The 18,641-nt window shown below is 69.0% G+C and carries 17 protein-coding genes; 11 read left to right on the top strand and 6 right to left on the bottom strand.

The genetic code is table 11. From position 1 onward, the window contains the following. Positions 1–53 precede the first annotated feature (53 nt). From AC3FOF_RS36375 to AC3FOF_RS36355, 5 genes are all read left to right on the top strand, one after another. Positions 54–1,109, top strand: coding sequence for an ABC transporter substrate-binding protein (locus AC3FOF_RS36375; RefSeq protein WP_488729374.1), 1,056 nt, complete (start codon positions 54–56; stop codon positions 1,107–1,109). Continuing rightward, on the top strand, positions 1,090–2,157 hold the full coding sequence (locus AC3FOF_RS36370) for an ABC transporter permease (protein WP_488729373.1): 1,068 nt from the start codon (positions 1,090–1,092) through the stop codon (positions 2,155–2,157). The genes AC3FOF_RS36375 and AC3FOF_RS36370 overlap by 20 nt, the downstream gene beginning before the upstream one ends. Then, complete coding sequence (locus tag AC3FOF_RS36365; protein ID WP_488729372.1) at positions 2,151–2,966, top strand: ABC transporter ATP-binding protein; 816 nt, start codon at positions 2,151–2,153, stop codon at positions 2,964–2,966. The genes AC3FOF_RS36370 and AC3FOF_RS36365 overlap by 7 nt, the downstream gene beginning before the upstream one ends. Positions 2,967–3,014: 48 nt before the next feature. Further along, a complete protein-coding gene (locus AC3FOF_RS36360; protein ID WP_488729371.1) occupies positions 3,015–3,974 on the top strand; it encodes a substrate-binding periplasmic protein in 960 nt (319 codons plus the stop codon). Between the two features lie 63 nt (positions 3,975–4,037). Next, positions 4,038–5,357 (top strand): acyl-CoA dehydrogenase family protein, encoded by a 1,320-nt coding sequence (locus tag AC3FOF_RS36355; protein WP_488729370.1) that lies wholly within the window; start codon positions 4,038–4,040, stop codon positions 5,355–5,357. A gap of 79 nt (positions 5,358–5,436) precedes the next feature. On the opposite strand, the gene AC3FOF_RS36350 is transcribed toward AC3FOF_RS36355, so the two are convergent. Both AC3FOF_RS36350 and AC3FOF_RS36345 read right to left on the bottom strand, forming a co-directional pair. Then, positions 5,437–6,195 carry a substrate-binding domain-containing protein gene (locus AC3FOF_RS36350; RefSeq protein WP_488729379.1) on the bottom strand — a complete coding sequence of 253 codons (759 nt, stop codon included), beginning with the start codon at positions 6,193–6,195 and terminating at the stop codon, positions 5,437–5,439. 228 nt (positions 6,196–6,423) lie between these two features. After that, positions 6,424–7,383 (bottom strand): LysR family transcriptional regulator, encoded by a 960-nt coding sequence (locus AC3FOF_RS36345; RefSeq protein WP_488729369.1) that lies wholly within the window; start codon positions 7,381–7,383, stop codon positions 6,424–6,426. 301 nt (positions 7,384–7,684) lie between these two features. On the opposite strand from AC3FOF_RS36345, the gene AC3FOF_RS36340 reads away from it, so the two are divergent. Beyond that, entirely contained in the window at positions 7,685–8,893 is a 1,209-nt protein-coding gene (locus tag AC3FOF_RS36340; RefSeq protein WP_488729368.1) for a GGDEF domain-containing protein, read from the top strand. Positions 8,894–8,910: 17 nt separating this feature from the next. On the opposite strand, the gene AC3FOF_RS36335 is transcribed toward AC3FOF_RS36340, so the two are convergent. Next, positions 8,911–9,978 carry an AraC family transcriptional regulator gene (locus AC3FOF_RS36335; protein ID WP_017229521.1) on the bottom strand — a complete coding sequence of 356 codons (1,068 nt, stop codon included), beginning with the start codon at positions 9,976–9,978 and terminating at the stop codon, positions 8,911–8,913. 203 nt (positions 9,979–10,181) lie between these two features. On the opposite strand from AC3FOF_RS36335, the gene AC3FOF_RS36330 reads away from it, so the two are divergent. From AC3FOF_RS36330 to AC3FOF_RS36310, 5 genes are all read left to right on the top strand, one after another. Continuing rightward, on the top strand, positions 10,182–11,315 hold the full coding sequence (locus AC3FOF_RS36330) for an acyl-CoA dehydrogenase family protein (protein ID WP_488729367.1): 1,134 nt from the start codon (positions 10,182–10,184) through the stop codon (positions 11,313–11,315). A 70-nt stretch (positions 11,316–11,385) separates the two neighbouring features. Then, positions 11,386–12,921 (top strand): CoA-acylating methylmalonate-semialdehyde dehydrogenase, encoded by a 1,536-nt coding sequence (locus AC3FOF_RS36325; RefSeq protein ID WP_488729366.1) that lies wholly within the window; start codon positions 11,386–11,388, stop codon positions 12,919–12,921. 145 nt (positions 12,922–13,066) lie between these two features. Next, complete coding sequence (gene mmsB, locus AC3FOF_RS36320) at positions 13,067–13,966, top strand: 3-hydroxyisobutyrate dehydrogenase (RefSeq protein ID WP_488729365.1); 900 nt, start codon at positions 13,067–13,069, stop codon at positions 13,964–13,966. Then, entirely contained in the window at positions 13,963–14,733 is a 771-nt protein-coding gene (locus AC3FOF_RS36315; RefSeq protein WP_017229517.1) for an enoyl-CoA hydratase, read from the top strand. Before mmsB ends, AC3FOF_RS36315 begins: the two co-directional genes overlap by 4 nt. A 9-nt stretch (positions 14,734–14,742) precedes the next feature. Continuing rightward, positions 14,743–15,888, top strand: coding sequence for an enoyl-CoA hydratase/isomerase family protein (locus AC3FOF_RS36310; RefSeq protein ID WP_276267899.1), 1,146 nt, complete (start codon positions 14,743–14,745; stop codon positions 15,886–15,888). Positions 15,889–15,930: 42 nt separating this feature from the next. On the opposite strand, the gene alaC is transcribed toward AC3FOF_RS36310, so the two are convergent. The 3 genes from alaC to lepB form a co-directional block, all read right to left on the bottom strand. After that, complete coding sequence (gene alaC / locus AC3FOF_RS36305; protein ID WP_017229515.1) at positions 15,931–17,181, bottom strand: alanine transaminase; 1,251 nt, start codon at positions 17,179–17,181, stop codon at positions 15,931–15,933. Positions 17,182–17,313: 132 nt separating this feature from the next. Continuing rightward, positions 17,314–17,832 (bottom strand): 2-thiouracil desulfurase family protein, encoded by a 519-nt coding sequence (locus AC3FOF_RS36300; RefSeq protein ID WP_035815431.1) that lies wholly within the window; start codon positions 17,830–17,832, stop codon positions 17,314–17,316. 48 nt (positions 17,833–17,880) lie between these two features. Then, positions 17,881–18,549, bottom strand: coding sequence for a signal peptidase I (gene lepB / locus AC3FOF_RS36295; RefSeq protein WP_488729364.1), 669 nt, complete (start codon positions 18,547–18,549; stop codon positions 17,881–17,883). Between the last annotated feature and the right edge of the window lie 92 nt (positions 18,550–18,641).

The raw sequence follows: 18,641 nt of genomic DNA, 5'->3' as shown, positions 1-18,641 counted from the left end.
AGCATGGTGCATATCGTTCACATCCCGCATCCCGCAGCCTACCGAGGAGTGTCATGCATCAAGCGCCAGAGCAGCCGTCCGCCCTCCACCTCCCAACGCCCGCGGGCAGCAAAGGCGGCCTGAGCCGCCGCGGCTGGCTGCGGGCCGCCGGCACACTGGCCATTGCCAGCGGCGCCGCGCCCTTTGTCTGGACCGCCAAGGCCCGCGCCGCCGGCCAGCTCAAGCCGATCAAGCTGGCGTGGAATGCCAGCGGCGTGTGCCTGGCGCCCGTCGCAGCGGCGCTGAAAGAGAACATCTTCCGCAATCACGGGCTGGAGGTGGAACTGATCAACTTCGGCGGGTCCACCGACCAGTTGCTCGAAGCCATCGCCACCAGGAAGGCGGACGCCGGCGTGGGCATGGCGCTGCGCTGGCTCAAGCCGCTCGAGCAAGGCTTCGACGTCAAGCTGACCGCCGCCACCCACGGTGGCTGCATGCGGCTGCTGACCTTGCGCAACTCCGGCGTGACCGACCTGAAGAGCCTCAAGGGCAAGACCGTGGCGGTCAGCGACATGGCAAGCCCGGCCAAGAACTTCTTCTCCATCCTGCTGGCCAAGCGCGGCATCGACCCCGTACGCGACGTGCAGTGGCGCCAGTACCCCGCCGACCTGCTCGGCATCGCCCTCGAGAAAGGCGAGGCCCAGGCCGCCGCCGACGGCGACCCGCGCACCTACCTGCTGCGCAAGGAACGCAACCTGGTCGAGGTGGCTACCAACCTGTCGGACGAATACGCCAACCGTTCCTGCTGCGTGCTGGGCATTCGCGGCAGCCTGATCCGCGAGGACAAGCCGGTCGCCGCCGCGCTCACGCATGCCGTGCTGCAGGCGCAGGACTGGACGGTAGCCCACCCCGAGGAAACCGCCCGGCATTTCGCCGAATTCTCCAAGGCATCGCAAAGCGATGTGGTGGCCATGCTCAAGAGCCACACCCACGGCCATCATCCGGTTGGCGCGGACCTGAAAAAGGAACTGGCGCAATACACCGACGAACTCAAGCTCGTGTCGGTCATCCGTCCGGGCACCGATTCCAATAAATTCGCGGAGCGCATCTATGCCAACGTTCTCAGCTGACGGGCAGCACGGCGTGCTGGAAGCGCCCGCCGCCAGCCAGGCGCTGGCCGGCCACGACGCCTTCGACGGGCGCGATGAATTCCTGGCCCTGCCCGCCGCCGTACCGCGCGTATGGCTGGGCGGCGCGCTGGCGGGGGCGGCCTGGCTGGGGCTCGCCGCCGTGGTGAAATTCTGGCCGGAACCCGAGGACTGGCCGCTGACCCATGAGACCGCCTCCCTGTTCGCAGGCATCGCCGCCGTGCTGCTGGTGCTGGCCTTCGTGCAGCATCGGCTTGGCGGTATTGGCGCCACCCTGCGCCGCGCCGGCCCGTGGCTGCTGGTGCTGGCGGCACTGACGCTGGCGTGGGAGCTGGCGACCGCCAAGCTGGGCCTGTTGCCGCGCCCCTTCTTTGCGCCGCCGCAGGCGCTGCTGGAGGTCTTCCTCGAGGACTATGCACGGCTGGCGAAAGCGGTGGCGCATTCGCTGCGCCTGCTGGCCACCGGCTACCTGCTTGGCGCGCTGGCGGGCTTCCTGACCGGTGTCTCGATCGGCTGGTCGAGCCGGGCCGGCTACTGGGTCCATCCGGTGCTGCGCCTGCTCGGGCCGCTGCCTGCCACGGCCTGGCTGCCGATCGTGTTCTTCGCCTTTCCCAGCAGCGCCAGCGCGGCCACCTTCCTGGTGGCGCTGGCGACGTGGTTCCCCGTCACCGTGCTGACCTGGTCCGGCGTCGCGGCGGTGGACCCGGCCTATTACGACGTGGCCCGCACCCTGGGCGCCAGGGAGCGTTTCCTGGTGCTCAAGGTGGCAGTGCCGGCGGCGCTGCCCAGCGTGTTCGTCGGCCTCTTCATGGGCCTGGGCTCATCGTTCTCCGTGCTGGTGGTGGCCGAGATGCTGGGGGTCAAATCCGGCCTCGGCTGGTACCTCCAATGGGCCCAGGGCTGGGCCGCCTACGCCAGCATGTATGCCGCGCTGCTGGTAATGGCGCTCCTGTTTTCGGGACTCATCACGCTGCTGTTCCGCTCGCGCGACCGGCTGCTGGCCTGGCAGAAGGGCGTGGTCAAATGGTAAGCGCCGTGCTCGAGAAACCCGTCCAGGTGCCGCCTGTGGAAGACCCGGCCGGCAACGGCGTGCGCCTGACGATCGATCAGGTCAGCCACCATTTCACGCTGCGCGACCAGGTACTGCCGGTGCTGAGCCGCGTCAGCCTGACCGCCGAGCCGGGCGAGTTCGTTGCCCTGCTCGGCCCCAGTGGCTGCGGCAAGTCCACCCTGCTGCGGCTGGTGGCCGGACTGGAGCCGCCACGGCGCGGCACGCTGGCGGTGGATGGCGTGCCAATCGCCGGGCCGGACCCGAGCCGGGTGGTGGTATTCCAGGACCCCACGCTATATCCATGGCGCACGGTATGGGACAACGCCGCTCTCGGCCTGGAAGCGCGCGGGCTGCTCGGCACCCAGCGCGCCCGCGTGGACGACGCGCTGGCACGCGTAGGCCTGAGCGACTTCGCACGGGCCTATCCGCGCCAGCTTTCCGGCGGCATGGCGCAACGCGCCGCGCTGGCGCGCGCCCTGGTCAACGAGCCGCGCCTGCTGATCCTCGACGAGCCGCTGGGCAAGCTCGATTCCCTGACGCGCCTGAGCATGCAGGGCGAGCTGGTCTCGCTGTGGCAGCGCTCGCGCTTTACCGCCTTGCTGGTCACCCACGATGTGGAGGAAGCGCTGCTGCTGGCCACGCGCGTGATCGTGTTCAGCGAGCGGCCGGCCCGTATCACGGCGGAACTCAAGATCGACCGCGCGTATCCGCGCCATCGCGACGATCCGGAGCTGATCCGCCTGCGCCGCGAAATCCTTGGCCTGCTGGGGCTGGGCCAGGGATGGTAGCCGCGCGGATCCCGCGGCTCGCGGCGCGCCCCCACCGCCGAGGAAGCCATGCCCGATGAACTCTGGCATCTGCACGGCACGTGGTGGCTGGGTCCGGACTCGATACCGCACCCGGACCGGGACGGCAGGCATAGCGCCGCATTGCCCCGCCTGCCGCCTGGCATCGCCGTGGCAGGACGGCGGGCGGCCCGCGCCATCGCGGCTGCGCTTGTGCTGAGCGCAGGTATCGCCGCCCTGCCCATGTGGCTGTCCTCGGAAGCGCGCCGGCAAGCTGACCCCGGGCCCGGCCCCCTGCTGCGCCAGGCCCAGGCGCGCGGCGAACTGGTGGTCGGCGTGCACGCCTATCCGCGCGCCACGCCGCCGGGCCGCCCGCTGGTGCCGGAGCCCGATCCGGGCGAAGCCGGGCTGGCCGCCGAACTCGGCCGGGCGCTTGGCTTGCCCGTCAGGCTGCGTCATCTGCCGGCGGCGGGCAGCACCCAGTCACCCGGTTTCGATCTTGCCTTCGGCGCGGCGGCGGATAGCCGCCATCCCCGCACGGCCTCCGTGCAGGCGCCGGCCACCGCGCGCGGCACCCTGTTGACGCTGCGCTTCACGCCGGTCGACCGGCTCGATTCACTTGGCGGCAAGACCGCCTGCGTCAGCGAGGGCAGCCCCTTCCAGGCGGCACTGGCCCGGGCCGGGGCCGAACTGCGCCGCTACCCCTCCCCGCTGCAGGCGCTGCTGGCATTTCGCCGCGGCGAATGCGCCGCGGTGGCGGAAGACGCCGCGCTGGCCGGGCGCGTGATGCGCCTGTCCGAATGGCGCTTCTTCGTGGCGGCGCCGCTCGTGCTCAATGGCGAGGGCGCGGCGCTGACGCTGCGCGAGCCGGATGCGCAGTCCGCCCGCTACCTGGAACAGCTGCTGGCGCGCTGGCAGCGCGACGGGCGGCTTGGCCGGCTGCGGGAAGCCGCCGCGGGCGAGGCGGCTTTCAACATGATGCTGGTCGAGAGCGGGCAGATCTGTCATTGAGCGCGGCCGTGCCCCCCCAACAAGGCAGGCACGGCACAACACCACAAGACAACAGGGGAAAGCATGAGCTTGCAGTCCAGCGGTACTACCGCAAGGCGGCGAATTTCCGACTGGCACAGCGAAGCCGGTTTCGCGCCCGCCGTACCGGCGCCAGGTCCCGACGATGGTCTCACACCGCGCCCGCCCCCTCCGGAAGAGGCCTTGCGCGCGCTCTCCGCGCGCTTTGCCGCGCGCGCCGCCGGCCACGACCGCGACGCCACCTTTGCCTTTGAGAATATCGCCGAACTCCACCAGCTTGGCCTGCTCGCCCTCACCGTGCCGCGCACCCTCGGCGGCAGCGGCACTGGGCTGGCGGATGCGCGCCGCGTGATCCAGCACGTGGCTGCGGGCGATCCGTCCACTGCGCTGGTGCTGGTGATGCAGACCCTCGGCCATCGCAGCCTCGCGCAGGATACGCAATGGCCCGCTGCCGTGCGGGAAGCGGTACAACGCAGCGCGGTGGATCGTGGTGCGCTGATCAACTCGCTGCGCGTGGAACCCGACCTCGGTTCGCCCGCGCGCGGCGGCATGCCGGCCACCGTAGCGCGCCGCCATGGCGACGGCTGGCTGCTGTCCGGCCACAAGGTGTATGCCACCGGCATCCCGGCGCTGAGCTGGCTGGCCGTGTGGGGACGCACCGATGAGCCCAGCCCGCGCACCGGCGTATTCCTGGTGCCCCGCGACGCGCCCGGCATCACCGTGCTGCCAACCTGGGACCACCTCGGCATGCGCGCCACCGGCAGCCACGACGTGGTCTTCGACAACACGCCACTGCCCGCCGCCCATGCGGTCGATCTGCGCCAGCCGGAAGACTGGGCGCAACGCCATGACCCGGCCTGGGCCGTCTGGAGCGCCGTCCTGCTCGGCGCGCTGTACGACGCCGTGGCGCGCAGCGCCCGCGACTGGTTCGTCGCGTGGCTCAAGCTGCGCGCGCCCGGCAGCCTGGGCGCACCGCTCGCCACCCTGCCGCGTTTCCAGGAAGCGGTAGGCCGCATCGACGGCTGGCTCCTGGCCAACCGCATACTGCTGGACCGTTTCTGTACCGACGCGGATGCCGGCGCCCCGGCCAGCGCCACCGATGGCGGCCTGCTCAAGCTCACTGTGACCGACAACGCGATCGCCGCCGTCGAACTGGCGCTCAGACTGGCCGGCAATCCCGCCCTGTCGCGCGGCAATCCGCTGGAGCGCCACTACCGCAATGTACTGTGCAGCCGCATTCATACGCCGCAGAACGACGCCGTCCTGGCGGGCGCCGGTGCGCAGGCGCTGCGCGAGACCATCCAGGCCGCCCCTGCCGATCCCGCAGCAGCGGCCGCGCGAGGGTTGGGGAGAGGGGTGGTTTGACTGGGAGCCGCCAACTGCGTAATCCAGCGTGTGCGGCGGCATTTGCAGCTCCCGCCTCCCATCGGGGGGCCGTGGCGGGTTACTGCGCAGCCTTCGGATCGACCACCGGGTCCATGCCGCTGCGCTCGATATCGGCACGCGCTGCGGGAGACGCCAGGTAGCGGATCAGGGCGCGGCCGGCGTCCGGATGCTCGGCATTGACCGGCACGCCTGCAGCGAAGGTGGTGATGCTCTGCACGGCCTCGGGAATCTTGCCCACGAACGTGGTACCCGGCACCGGCAACAGTTCGCTGACCTGCTGCAGGCCGACCTCGTAGTCGCCCTTGGCCACCACGCTGCCCACGGGGGTTTTCTCGATCATATGGGCGCGGCCCTTGACCTGTTCTTCGATGCCCAGCTTCCTGAACATCTCCTTTTCCACGTACACGCCGCTGGCACTGTCCGAATAGGCGATGGAGGCGGCCTTCAGCAACGTGTCGCGGAATGCGTCGACCGTGCTGATATCGGGCTTGGGTGCGCCCGCCCGCACCGCGAGCCCAATGCGTGAATCGGCCAGCGCGACCTTGCTGTCGGGCACCACCTTGCCCTGCCTGATCAGGTCGTCCAGCGCATAGCCCACCATGATCACCACGTCGGCGTGCTCGCCCCGCGCCAGGCGGTTGGGAATGGCTTCGGGCGACTTGCCCATGGAGGGACCCCACGCGGTCGACAGCTTATGACCCGTGGCCTTCTCGAAATCCGGGCCAAGCGCTTTGTAGGCCGCAGTGAAGCCCCCCGAGTTCATGACCTTGACTTCGTCGGCCAGCGCGTTCCCAACGCCCAGGGCAAGGCTGGCCATGCCCGCCAATATCAGGGCCAGCAGGGGCCTGGCATGGGGCTTTACAGCATTCCTGCGGAGTGGGTTGACGGCGGGGACCAGCACGGCGGCGGATGAAATGGACATATGCACTCTCGATGGGCATTGAAGGGAAACCGGCCTGCCACGTTGTCTCCACCGGGCAGGCTGCACATTCTATGCAAGGCCGGCGTGCCGCGATAATGCAAACTTTCTTGGCTTTGATCGTTTTTACGCATCAATACTGCCAGCATCCCGCGTGTCTTCCCGTGGCGGGCGCAAGGCCCGGCCGCGCTTGGGTACGGCCTGCCCGACCAGGTCGTACAGTGCCTGCGCGTGCGGCGGCAGCATCGCTCCACGGCGCCGCAGGATGCCCAGCGTGCGGGATACTGCCGGCGCGCGCAAAGGCACTGCCGCAAGCGCCGCGCCATCGCCGCCGGGCAGCGCCAGGCGGGGCACTGCCGCCACGCCGAGCCCGGCCTCCACCAGCGCCAGCACGCCGCTGACATGGCGCACTTCGTAAAAGGCGGCCGGCCGCACCGGCGTGTCGGCCAGCGCGAGGTCAAGCAGCAGCCGGTTGCCGCTCGATCTGGCCAGGGCCACCAGGGTGTGCTTGCCCAGTTCGGCCCACGCCACCGAGCGCCGCCGCGCCAGCGGGTGGTCGCGGCGGCAGGCCAGTACGAAAGGATCGCGCAGCAGCGGTTCGAACTTGAGGTCTGCCTCCTGGGTACCGATAAAGTTCAAGCCAAAATCCGCTTCGCCGCTGGCTACGCTGTGCAGCACGGCATTGGCGCCTTCATCCACGATCTTGACGCGAACATTGGGATATTGCGCATGAAAACAGCCGATCACCGCCGGCAGGAAATAGTGAGCGGCCGACGGCACGCAGGCAACGGTCACTTCGCCACCGTGCGTCACCGCCGGATCTCCGATGCCCAGCAGCGAGGACTCCACTTCCGCCAGCAGGGCGCGGGCCCTGGCGGCAAACTCCCGCCCCACGAGCGTGAGGGTGACCCGGCGCGTGGTGCGCTCGAACAGTCTCACGTTGAGCGCCTGTTCGAGCTTTTCGATGCGGCGCGAGAGCGCTGGCTGGGACAGGCTGAGCGCTTCGGCTGCGGCGCGGAAACCGCCCTGCTCCACAACCGCCACCATGGCCTGCAGGTCACCGAGGTCGAATCTGATTTGTTGCATCGTGCGCGGGCCAAATGGCTGTGAAGACGAGTATCATGGCGGCGCGCCAGGCCCCGGCGGCAAAGCCGGGACCACGGCCCCGCCAGTGCTGGGCATGGCCGCACCACTTTTATTGATGCGCCGCGCCGATCAAAACGGCATTACCAGCCATTCTAGCGCCGCGCCGGGCGGCCAAGGCTCCGCATACGCGGGAGGGAGTGCGGAGCGGGCCGCCGCGATATTCTCCAGAACGCCGCACGCCGATTGCAACGTGATAGCCAGGCGCCAGGCACAAATCACCAGACCCGGAGGAAACCGTCAGATGTCGGACACGCTCGCCATGCTGGTCGTCACAGCAGCGCTCAGCGCCATGATGCTGGCCATCGTCTGGTCGCTGCGCCGCTGCGGCCAGCCCGGCGTGACGCTATGGTGGCAAGCCAACCTGATCGCCACGCCGGCGCTGGTGCTGATTGCACTGCGCGGCAAGATCCCCGACGTGCTGTCGATCGTGGTGGCCAACGCAGGCCTGTCGTGGGCGCTTGCCTTGTTCCTGGCCGCCACCCTGCGCTTCTGCGGGCGCGAGCCGAACTGGCGAGCACTGGCCGTCGGCACCCTTGCCACGGTTGCCGGCATCGCGACGTGGCGCTACGTATTCAATGACTTCAATACGCGCGTGGTGATCGCGTCGGCCTTCAACGCAACGCTTTGCGCCCTGGTAGGCATCGCCCTGGTACGCCACCGCCCGCGCGGCCGCCCTTCCAGCCATTACCTGACCACGGCCGGCTTCGCCTTTATCTTTGCCGGCGGCCACGCCTTGCGCGGCTTGCTCTCTGCACTGTCGGTCATGGACGATCCCGCAACCTTGACCGCCCCCGGGCTGAATCTGGCCTTCCTGATAGTCGGTGCCCTGGTCACGCCCGCACTGAGCATGGGCGCGGTGCTGATGATCCACGATGCCATGGTGCGCCGGCTGGAAGCCATCGCCAATACCGATTTCCTGACCGGCGCGATGTCCCGCATGGCGTTCGAGGAGGAAGCCGGGCGGGAGCTGGCGCGCGCCGCTCGCGGTGGCCGCCCGCCAGTGCTGCTGATCGTCGATATCGATCATTTCAAGTCGGTCAACGACACTTTCGGCCATGCCGCCGGGGACGCCGTGCTGGCTGAATTCTCCCGGCTGGCAGCGGCCAGCCTGCGCACGCCCGACCGCATCGGCCGCATGGGCGGCGAGGAATTCGTGGTGCTGCTGCCCGGCAGCGCGCAGGGGGAAGCAAGCCACGCGGCCGAGCGCATCCGCGCGCAGGCCCAGGCCAACCGCGTCACCGGCCCCTTCGGCACGGTGCGCTACACCGTCAGCGGCGGCTATGCGGAGTGGCAACCCGGCGAGACCCTGGCTCAACTCACCGCACGCGCCGATACGGCCCTCTATATGGCGAAGCTGTCCGGGCGCAACCGCATGCTGGCCTATACCACGCCGGCCGGCGCCGGCGCGGGAACGCCCGCCGCGGCCGGCGTTCCGTCCGTGCAGCGCTAGATTCCTGAACCAGGACATCAGGCCTGCGCCGGCGTGGCGCGGTAGGCGCCGGGCCGCAGCCCGGTCCAGCGCCGGAACGCCCGGTGGAAAGCCCCCGGTTCGGCGAAGCCAAGCTCGGCCGCGATTTCCGCCAGCGGGCGGCTGGAATGGCTCAAGGCCTCGATGGCCAGGTCGCGCCGCATTTCGTCCTTCAACTGCTGGTAAGTGCCGCCCTCCTCCATCAGCCGCCGCCGCAACGACGATGGCGACATGTGCACGTCATGCGCCAGCCGGTCGAAGGTTGGCCACTGCTCCGGCGCCTGGGCGCGCAACTGGCGGCGCACGCGGGCCATGACGCTGGCGCGGTCGGTGTACTTGACCACCACATTGTGCGGCGCATCACGCAGGAACGCCTTGAGGCTGCGCTCGTCCTGGTGCACCGGCTGGTCCAGCCAGGCCGCGTCGAACACCAGCGCCGTGGCGGGCTGGTCGAACGCGAGGTGGCGCGAATACATCAGGCGGTACTCCGCCGCATAGGGCGGCTCGGGGTAGCTGAAAGCGGCCAGCAGCACGGGCACGCGCCGACGCATCAGCCAGCTCATCAGCCCGTGCAGCATGATCAGCATGGTCTCCTGGGCGAATACGCCGGGCGCGCGGTCCGAGGTCGCGGCCAGTACCAGGGCGGCTCGCCTGCCCCTGCGCGCAGGATCCTCGCTGCCATCCTTTTCCCCTTCGGCCTCGCCCTGGCCGACGCCCTCGCGTTCGAGACGTACGCCGATATCGTCCAGTAGGAGCCGGAAGTACCGGACCACCCGCTCCAGCCCCTGCGCCAGCGTCCTGCTGCCGGCCACCGCATGGCACAGCATGGCAAAGCTGCCGCATTTCATGCGGCGCGAATCCTGGCCAAAGAATTCATCGTCCAGCGCGGCGGCTACGCCCAGCCATAGGGCGCTGTAGCTGGCGGAGGACACGCGCGCCTGCGGCACCGCCAGCAAGGCCGGCGCAATGCCGGCCGCCTGCAGCACCGGCTCTGGCGCAATACCGCGCGAGCGCAGCCCCGCAATGGCGTGATGCACGAAACAAATGGCGACGCTGTGTTTTTCCATGGACGCAACAAAAGGGGATGGGTTGCCCTGCCGCCAAGCCGGCAGTGGCAAACGAGTTCAGCAAGGTTGGCGGATTCTGGCATAGGAGCCGCCCGGCTGTCTTCCTACACTGCTGCCAGGCCCATCCCGGATGGGACCGACGGATACGACAGACACAGCAGGCACGCCTTACCTGCCCCGACCCCGCCTCCACCAGAGCAGCCATGCAACACGAATTCACCGAACAGCAAACCATGATCCGCGACACCGCTCGCGCCTTCGCCAGCGAGCGGCTCGCGCCGAATGCGGCGGCATGGGACCAGGCCAGCCAGCTGCCGGCGGAAGTGGTGGCGGAGATGGGCGGACTCGGCCTGCTCGGCATGATCGTGCCGGAGGAGTGGGGCGGCACCTATACCGACTACATCGCCTACGCGCTGGCCATCGAGGAGATCGCCGCCGGCTGTGCCGCCTGCGCCACGCTGATGAGCGTACACAATTCGGTGGGCTGCGGGCCCATCCTGCACTACGGCACCCAGGCACAGAAAGAACGCTACCTGCCGCGGCTGGCCAGCGGCGAGATGATCGGCGCCTTTTGCCTGACCGAGCCGCAAGCCGGCTCGGAGGCCCATAACCTGCGCACCCGTGCCCGTCGCACGGAAGCGGGCTGGGTGCTGTCCGGCAGCAAGCAGTTCGTCACCAACGGCCAGCGTGCCGGCGTGGCCATCGTCTTCGCCTCCACCGAGCCGGAGCAAGGCAAGCGAGGCCTCTCCGCCTTCGTCGTGCCCACCGATACGCCCGGCTTCGTGGTACACACGCCGGAGCGCAAGCTGGGCATCCGCGCATCCGACACCTGCGCCATCACGCTGGAGGAATGCCATGTGCCGCACGACGCCCTGCTCGGCGAACCCGGCGAGGGCCTGCGCATCGCCCTGTCCAACCTGGAAGGCGGGCGCATCGGCATCGGCGCGCAGGCCCTCGGCATCGCCCGTTCCGCCTTCGAGGCGGCCTGCCGCTACGCTGCCGAGCGTGTGCAGTTCGGCCGCCCGCTGCGCGAGCATCCGCCCATCGCCAATATGCTGGCCGACATGGCCACCGAGCTGAACGCCGCACGCCTGCTGGTGCACCGCGCCGCGCATATGCGCACGGCCGGCCTGCCCTGCCTGTCCGAGGCCTCGCAGGCCAAGCTCTACGCCTCCGAACTGGCCGAGCGCGTGTGCTCCAAGGCGCTGCAGATCCACGGCGGCTACGGCTATCTGGAAGACTATCCGGTCGAGCGTCATTACCGCGACGCGCGCATCACCCAGATCTACGAAGGCACCAGCGAGATCCAGCGCATGCTGATCGCGCGCAGCCTGTGAGCGGCACGGTCCCCCTGGCCGCCCCCAACCATTGCACCACCCAAACCTAGAACCGACGGAGACCTACCCAATGAGTGCCCAGCCCACAACCGCAACCGGCGCCAGCGCCGCCGCGCCCACCGTCAAGCTGCTGATCAACGGCGAATGGGTGGAATCCGCGGCCACCGAGTTCCGCCCGGTGGTCAATCCCGCCACGCAGGAAATCCTGGCGCGCGTACCGCTGGCCACCGCGGCCGAAGTCGATGCGGCCGTGGGCGCGGCCCAGCGTGCCTTCGCCACCTGGCGCCATACGCCGCTCGGCGCGCGCCTGCGCATCATGCTCCGCTACCAGGCGCTGATCCGCGAGCACAGCAAGCGCATCGCCGCCATCCTGACCGCCGAACAAGGCAAGACCCTGGCCGATGCCGAAGGCGATATCTTCCGCGGCCTGGAAGTGGTGGAGCACGCCTGCTCGATCGGCACGCTGCAGCAAGGCGGCTTTGCCGAGAATGTGGCGGCCACGGTCGACACCTACACCCTGCAGCAGCCCATCGGCGTGTGCGCGGGCATTACGCCGTTCAACTTCCCGGCCATGATCCCGCTGTGGATGTTCCCGATGGCGATCGTGTGCGGCAACACCTTCGTGCTCAAGCCTTCGGAACAGGACCCGCTGTCCACCATGGAGCTGGTCAGGCTGGCGGTCGAGGCCGGCGTACCGGCGGGCGTGCTGAATGTGGTGCACGGCGCCCGCGAGGTCGTGGACGCCCTGTGCACGCATCCGGACATCAAGGCGGTTTCCTTCGTCGGCTCCACCGCCGTCGGCACCCACGTCTACAACCTGGCCGGCGCGCACGGCAAACGCGTGCAGTCGATGATGGGCGCCAAGAACCACGCCGTGGTGCTGCCCGATGCGCACCGCGAGCACACCCTCAACGCCCTGGTGGGCGCGGCCTTCGGCGCTGCCGGCCAGCGCTGCATGGCGACCTCCGTGGCGGTGCTGGTAGGGGCGGCGCGCGACTGGCTGCCTGATCTGGTGGCGAAGGCCAGGACGCTCAAGGTCGGCGCGGGCAGCGAGCCCGGCACCGATGTCTGCCCGGTGGTCTCGGTTGCGGCAAAGCAGCGCGTGCTCGGCCTGATCGACGCCGGCGTGCGCGAAGGCGCCACCCTGGCGCTGGATGGGCGCGAGGTGCAGGTGCCCGGCTATCCCGACGGCAATTTCGTCGGGCCGACGGTGTTCGCCGACGTCACGACGGACATGTCCATCTACACCCAGGAAATCTTCGGTCCGGTGCTGCTGGTGATCGGGGTCGACACGCTGGACGAGGCGATCGCCCTGGTCAACCGCAACCCCTTCGGCAACGGCACCGGCGTGTTCACCCAGAGCGGCGCCGCGGCGCGCAAGTTCCAGAGCGAGATCGATGTCGGCCAGGTCGGCATCAATATCCCGATCCCGGTACCGGTGCCCTACTTCAGCTTCACCGGCTCGCGCGGCTCCAAGCTGGGCGATCTCGGGCCCTACGGCAAGCAGGTGGTGCAGTTCTATACGCAGACCAAGACGGTGACGGCACGCTGGTTCGACGACGCCACGGTGAATGATGGCGTGAATACGACGATCAGCCTGCGTTGACGAGCCGCGGGAAGGGCACGGGCTGCATGGAAAATGCCCCTGGCCCGCTCTCCACTCCCGCGCGGCGGGCGTGGGGAGAAACAATCGCAATCCGGAAGTCACCGCGACCTGGTCCGCGTCCGTGACTCTTGATCAAGGAGACAATATGCATATCGCCTTCATCGGCCTCGGCAACATGGGCGCGCCCATGGCCCGCAACCTGCTCAAGGCCGGCCACAGCCTCACCGTATTCGACCTCAACGCCGCCGCGCTCGCCTCCCTGCAGGCCGATGGCGCGGCCGTTGCGCAATCCGCCCGCAAGGCCGTGGCCGAAGCCGACTTCGTGATCACCATGCTGCCGGCTGCCGCCCACGTGCGTGCCGCCTATCTCGATCCGGAAGGCGTGCTCGCCGGCGTGCGCCCGGGCGTGCCGCTGGTGGATTCGAGCACCATCGACCCCGCCACCATCCGCGCGCTGGCCCTGGAGGCCGGCAAGCGCGGCAACCCGATGGCCGATGCCCCCGTCTCCGGCGGCACCGGCGGCGCCCAGGCCGGCACCCTGACCTTCATGGTGGGCGCGGAGCAGGCGCTGTTCGCGCAATTGCAGCCGGTGCTGGCCGGCATGGGCCGCAATGTGGTGCGCTGCGGCGATACCGGCACCGGCCAGGTGGCCAAGATCTGCAATAACCTGATCCTCGGCATCTCGATGATCGGCGTCTCGGAAGCGATGGCGCTCGGCGTGAAGCTGGGCATCGACGCTGGCGTGCTGGCCGGCATCGTCAATACCTCCACCGGCCGCTGCTGGGCCGCCGACACCTGCAACCCCTATCCCGGCGTGATCGAGACCGCGCCCGCCTCGCGCGGCTACAGCGGCGGCTTTGGCGCGGACCTGATGCTCAAGGACCTGGGCCTGGCCGCGGACGCCGCCCGCAGCGTGCGGCAGCCGCTCCTCCTGGGCGCCCTGGCGCAGCAGATCTACCAGGCGATGAGCCAGGCCGGCGACGGCCAGCTGGACTTCTCGGGCGTGATCCGCCAGTACCTCTCGCAACAGGAGCGGGCAGCATGATCGACCACGCGATCGACGGGCATATCGCCCGTCTCACCCTGAAGCGCCCGCCCGCCAACGCCTTCAACGCCGAAGGCCTGGAACAGCTGCGCCAGCTGGTGGCCACGCTGAATGCCGATGCACGCGTGCGGGCCATCGTCATCACCGGAGACGGCAGCCGCTTCTTCAGCGCCGGCGCCGACCTGAACGGCTTTGCCGACGGCGACCGCGCCCATGCGCGCGTGATGGCGCAGCGCTTCGGCGCCGCCTTCGAAGCGCTGCAGAATGCGCGCCCGCTGGTGATCGCCGCCATCAACGGCTATGCCATGGGCGGCGGCCTGGAATGCGCGCTGGCCTGCGACGTGCGCATTGCCGAGGAACAGGCGCAGATGGCGCTGCCCGAGGCAGGTGTCGGCCTGTTGCCGTGCGGCTGCGGCACCCAGACCTTGCCCTGGCTGGTGGGCGAAGGCTGGGCCAAGCGCATGATCCTGTGCAATGAAAAGGTGGATGCCGCGACCGCGCTGCGCATCGGCCTGGTGGAAGAAGTCGTGCCTGCTGGCCATGCGCTCGACGCGGCGCTGCGCCTGGCCGGGCGCGCCTGCAACGTGAGTCCGCGCGCGGCCGCCTTCAGCAAGCAACTGGTGCACCTGGCGCGCCAGGGCGTGGCGCGCGGACCGGCGCTGGCGCTGGAGCGCGAGCGCTTTGTCGACCTGTTCGACGGCGAGGACCAGCGCGAGGGCGTGAACGCCTTCCTGCAAAAACGCGCGCCGCAATGGCGCAACGCCTAGGAGCACGCCATGCCCCCGAACCCCAACGACGCCAGCCAGCAAGCGCATGCCGCCGAACCCGAGGTCCGCTTCCAGGAAATCAACGGCGTCGGCGTGATCACGCTCAACCGGCCGCGCCAGCTGAACGCCCTGTCCTACCCGATGATCGGCGCACTCGATGCGCAGCTTGCGGCCTGGGCCGGGCGCACCGACATCGTCGCGGTGCTGCTGCGCGGCGCGGGCAGCAAGGCCTTCTGCGCCGGTGGCGATATCCGCGCGCTATACGACAGCTTCCACGCCGGCACGCCCCTGCATCGGCAATTCTTCGTTGACGAATACCAATTGGACTACCGCTTGCATCGGTATTCCAAGCCGCTGGTGGCGCTGATGGACGGCATCGTCATGGGCGGCGGCATGGGGCTGGCACAGGCCGCGCATCTGCGCGTGGTCACCGAGCGCTCGCGCGTAGCCATGCCCGAAACCGGCATCGGGCTGGTGCCGGATGTGGGCGCAAGCCATTTCCTGTCCAGGCTGCAGTTGCCGCTGGCGCTTTATGTCGGGCTGACCGGCGTGACGTTGGGCGCGGCGGATACGCTGCTGTGCGGGCTGGCCGATATCGCCATCCACAGCACGGCCCTGGAGGCACTGGAACAGACGCTGGCCGGCATTTCGTGGCGCGGCGATACGCTGGCAAACCTGCGCGGCGCCCTCGGCGCGGCCGCGGCTGCCACCGCTACCCTGCCGAGCGCGGCGGAGGCACCGATGCTGGAAGTCTTGCCGGCCTTGCTGCGGCATTTCCGGCCCGAGGCCAGCCTGGCAGACCTGATCGCCAGCTTGTCCACCGAAGCGGATCCGCGCTACGCGGAGTGGGCCGCGCGCACGCTGGCAACGCTGCGCAGCCGCTCGCCCCTGATGGCCGCCGTCACCCGTGAACTGCTGCTGCGCGGCCGGCGCCTGGACCTGGCCGACTGCTTCCGCATGGAGCTTGGGGTGGTATCGAATGCCTTCACGCGGGGCGACTTCATCGAAGGGGTGCGCGCGCTGATCGTGGACAAGGACAACGCGCCGCGCTGGCGTATCGCGAACCCCGAGGAAGTGAGCGATGCCATGGTGCAATCGTTTTTCGAAAGCCCATGGCCACCTGGCAGCCACCCCCTGGCTGCGGCGCTGAGCTGACGCGCCCCATGCCATGCCTGGGGCGCGTGCTTCAGAGCGGCATCACTCGCGCGCCTTGGGCGCGTGCGGATGCTGCTCGTCCACCGGCACCTTGACCAGCCCGTCGGCGCGGAACATCGCCTTGATGCCGCGCACCGCCTGGCGGATACGCGCTTCGTTCTCGATCAGCGCAAAGCGCACGTACTCGTCGCCGTAGTCGCCAAAGCCGATGCCGGGCGAGACGCAGACCTTGGCCTTGGCCAGCAGCTGCTTGGAGAACTCCAGCGAGCCGAGGGCGCGATACGGCTCGGGAATGCGGGCCCAGATGTACATCGAAGCCTTGGGGATCTCCACCGGCCAGCCCGACTCGATCAGCCCGCGCGCCAGCACGTCGCGGCGCGTCTGGTAATGCGCGGCGATCTCCTTGACGCATTGCTGGTCGCCTTCCAGCGCGGCGATGGCGGCCACCTGCAGCGGCGTGAAGGTACCGTAGTCGTGATAGCTCTTCATGCGCGTGAGCGCCGCCACCAGGTCCGGGTTGCCCACCATGAAGCCGATGCGCCAGCCCGCCATGTTGTAGCTCTTGGACAGCGTGAAGAACTCCACGGCGATATCCTTGGCGCCTTCCACCTGCATGATCGACGGCGCCTTCCAGCCGTCGAACACGATGTCGGCATAGGCCAGGTCGTGCACCACGAAGATATCGTGCTTGCGCGCCAGTGCGATCACACGCTCGAAGAAATCCAGCTCCACGCATTGCGCGGTGGGATTCGACGGGAAGCCCAGCACGATCATCTTCGGCTTGGGATAGCTGCCGCGGATGGCGCGCTCCAGCTCGGCGAAGAAGTCCACCCCCGGCACCAGCGGCACCGAGCGGATATCGGCGCCGGCAATCACCGCGCCGTAGATGTGGATCGGATAGCTGGGATCCGGCACCAGCACGGTGTCGCCGCGATCCAGCGTGGCGAGCATCAGGTGGGCCAGCCCTTCCTTGGAACCGATGGTGACGATGGCCTCGGTGTCCGGGTCGATCTCGACGTCGTAGCGCTCGCGATACCAGTGCGAGATCGCGCGGCGCAGGCGCGGGATGCCCTTGGAGGCGGAGTAGCCGTGGGTGTCGGGCCGCTGCGCGGCTTCCGTGAGCTTGGCAACGATATGCGGCGGCGTGGCCCCGTCGGGGTTGCCCATGCTCATGTCGATGATGTCTTCGCCACGGCGGCGCGCCGCCATTTTCAGCTCGGCGGTGATATTGAAGACGTAGGGGGGAAGACGATCGATACGCGCGAAGCGGCGCTTGCCTGCGGAGGCGGACATGGGTTTTCCTTTAACGTAAGCGCCCGGAACCGTCCGAGCGACGCTGCCGGCCGTTGGTGCGGCCGACGGAAAAGATATTAGCGGCGAATGCGGCCCACGTCTACGGGTTTTGCTGCGTCGCCGGCGGATCCCCTAGGACGATGGGCACGATGCACCGGCCACGCGGATCAGTTCGTCGACCTCGCCCTCGTTCCACACGCGCACACCGGCCTGCGTCAACAGCGCAGCCGCCACGCCCTGACCGGACCGCAGGCCGCCACTGAACGTCCCATCGTAGTGCTCGCGGTTGCCGCAGGACGGGCTGTACGCCTTGAGCAAGGCGTGCCGGCATTGCCGCTGGCGCGCGATCGCCAGCGCGTCGCGGGCACCTTCGACAAACGCCTCGGTGACGTCGGCTCCGGTCGCCTCGCGTACCAGTGCGACACCCGCCAGCACCTGTGCGCCGCTGCCCCCCAGGATCTCCGCGGGCGGACGTGGCGTCGGCAAGCCACCGAGCGATTCAGGGCACACCGGGATCAGTTCGAAGTGCCGCGCCAGCGCGGCCAGCGTGCCGGCCGGCTGCGCCTTGCCCTGGCCGTCGTAGCGCACCGGGTGGCCGAGCAGGCAGGCGCTCACGAGAAGCGCCGGACGAGGGGAGGAGGTTTCTGGCATGGCAGCGTTGGCATCGTGGCCCGGTCATGGCACCCGGCCGCGGCAATGTCAGTGGAAGCGGCTGGCGAAGCGCTCCGGCCTCGGCATCCAGTTGCCGGTGATATCGGCCGAGGCGATGATGCCCACCGCCCTGCCGATCAGCAACGCGCGTGGCACCAGGCCGAAATAGCGCGAATCCGCGCTGTTGTCGCGATTGTCGCCCAGCATCAGGTACTGGCCGGCGGGAATCCCCAGCGGCCCGAAACTGTCTCGCGCCGCCACGCCCGACAGCCATTGCACGCGATGCGGCGGCAACGGCCCGCTCTCCATGCTGCGCGTGGCGTCCACCGGACCAACCGGGTCCAGGGGTTCGCGCACGGATTCCAGCAGCTCGTAGGCAGCGGCCTCGCCGTTGATGAACAGGCGTTCATGGCGCATTTCCACGACGTCGCCCGGCACTGCCACCAGCCGCTTGATCAGCCGGGTACCGTCGGCGGGCGAATCGAATGTCACGATATCGCCGCGCCTGGGTTCGCCAAGCCGGGCCAGGATGACGTTGCTCAGCGGCAGCTTGAGATCGTAGGCCAGCCGGTTCACCAGCACGACATCGCCTTCGATCAGCGTGGGACGCATCGAACCCGAGGGGATCGGATTCCAGTCGGCCACGGCAGTGCGAAACAAGCCGAACAGCAGCAGGAAAATCAGGAAACCGCGATTGTGGCGCAGCCAGTTTTTCATGGTCGATCCCAGGGCGGCCATCAGGGCCGCGGAAACATGATGATACCCAGAAGCCAGGCGGTCGGCACCCGGCGGCCATCCCGCATGGCGCA

It is taken from the genome of Cupriavidus sp. 96C5-1, from assembly GCF_057798855.1.
The sequence above is the reverse complement of the archived record's forward strand: the minus strand, read 5'-3'. Positions and strand labels throughout refer to the sequence as shown.

Excerpts from the sequence above, each read along its gene's own strand:
- lepB (WP_488729364.1), bottom strand. The coding sequence starts at position 18,549 with ATGAAAAACTGGCTGCGCCACAATCGCGGTTTCCTGATTTTCCTGCTG.
- AC3FOF_RS36360 (WP_488729371.1), top strand. The coding sequence starts at position 3,015 with ATGCCCGATGAACTCTGGCATCTGCACGGCACGTGGTGGCTGGGTCCG.
- AC3FOF_RS36325 (WP_488729366.1), top strand. The coding sequence starts at position 11,386 with ATGAGTGCCCAGCCCACAACCGCAACCGGCGCCAGCGCCGCCGCGCCC.
- AC3FOF_RS36310 (WP_276267899.1), top strand. The coding sequence starts at position 14,743 with ATGCCCCCGAACCCCAACGACGCCAGCCAGCAAGCGCATGCCGCCGAA.
- AC3FOF_RS36300 (WP_035815431.1), bottom strand. The coding sequence starts at position 17,832 with ATGCCAGAAACCTCCTCCCCTCGTCCGGCGCTTCTCGTGAGCGCCTGC.
- AC3FOF_RS36345 (WP_488729369.1), bottom strand. The coding sequence starts at position 7,383 with ATGCAACAAATCAGATTCGACCTCGGTGACCTGCAGGCCATGGTGGCG.
- AC3FOF_RS36355 (WP_488729370.1), top strand. The coding sequence starts at position 4,038 with ATGAGCTTGCAGTCCAGCGGTACTACCGCAAGGCGGCGAATTTCCGAC.
- alaC (WP_017229515.1), bottom strand. The coding sequence starts at position 17,181 with ATGTCCGCCTCCGCAGGCAAGCGCCGCTTCGCGCGTATCGATCGTCTT.
- AC3FOF_RS36370 (WP_488729373.1), top strand. The coding sequence starts at position 1,090 with ATGCCAACGTTCTCAGCTGACGGGCAGCACGGCGTGCTGGAAGCGCCC.
- mmsB (WP_488729365.1), top strand. The coding sequence starts at position 13,067 with ATGCATATCGCCTTCATCGGCCTCGGCAACATGGGCGCGCCCATGGCC.
- AC3FOF_RS36375 (WP_488729374.1), top strand. The coding sequence starts at position 54 with ATGCATCAAGCGCCAGAGCAGCCGTCCGCCCTCCACCTCCCAACGCCC.
- AC3FOF_RS36315 (WP_017229517.1), top strand. The coding sequence starts at position 13,963 with ATGATCGACCACGCGATCGACGGGCATATCGCCCGTCTCACCCTGAAG.
- AC3FOF_RS36350 (WP_488729379.1), bottom strand. The coding sequence starts at position 6,195 with ATGGCCAGCCTTGCCCTGGGCGTTGGGAACGCGCTGGCCGACGAAGTC.
- AC3FOF_RS36330 (WP_488729367.1), top strand. The coding sequence starts at position 10,182 with ATGCAACACGAATTCACCGAACAGCAAACCATGATCCGCGACACCGCT.
- AC3FOF_RS36365 (WP_488729372.1), top strand. The coding sequence starts at position 2,151 with ATGGTAAGCGCCGTGCTCGAGAAACCCGTCCAGGTGCCGCCTGTGGAA.
- AC3FOF_RS36335 (WP_017229521.1), bottom strand. The coding sequence starts at position 9,978 with ATGGAAAAACACAGCGTCGCCATTTGTTTCGTGCATCACGCCATTGCG.
- AC3FOF_RS36340 (WP_488729368.1), top strand. The coding sequence starts at position 7,685 with ATGTCGGACACGCTCGCCATGCTGGTCGTCACAGCAGCGCTCAGCGCC.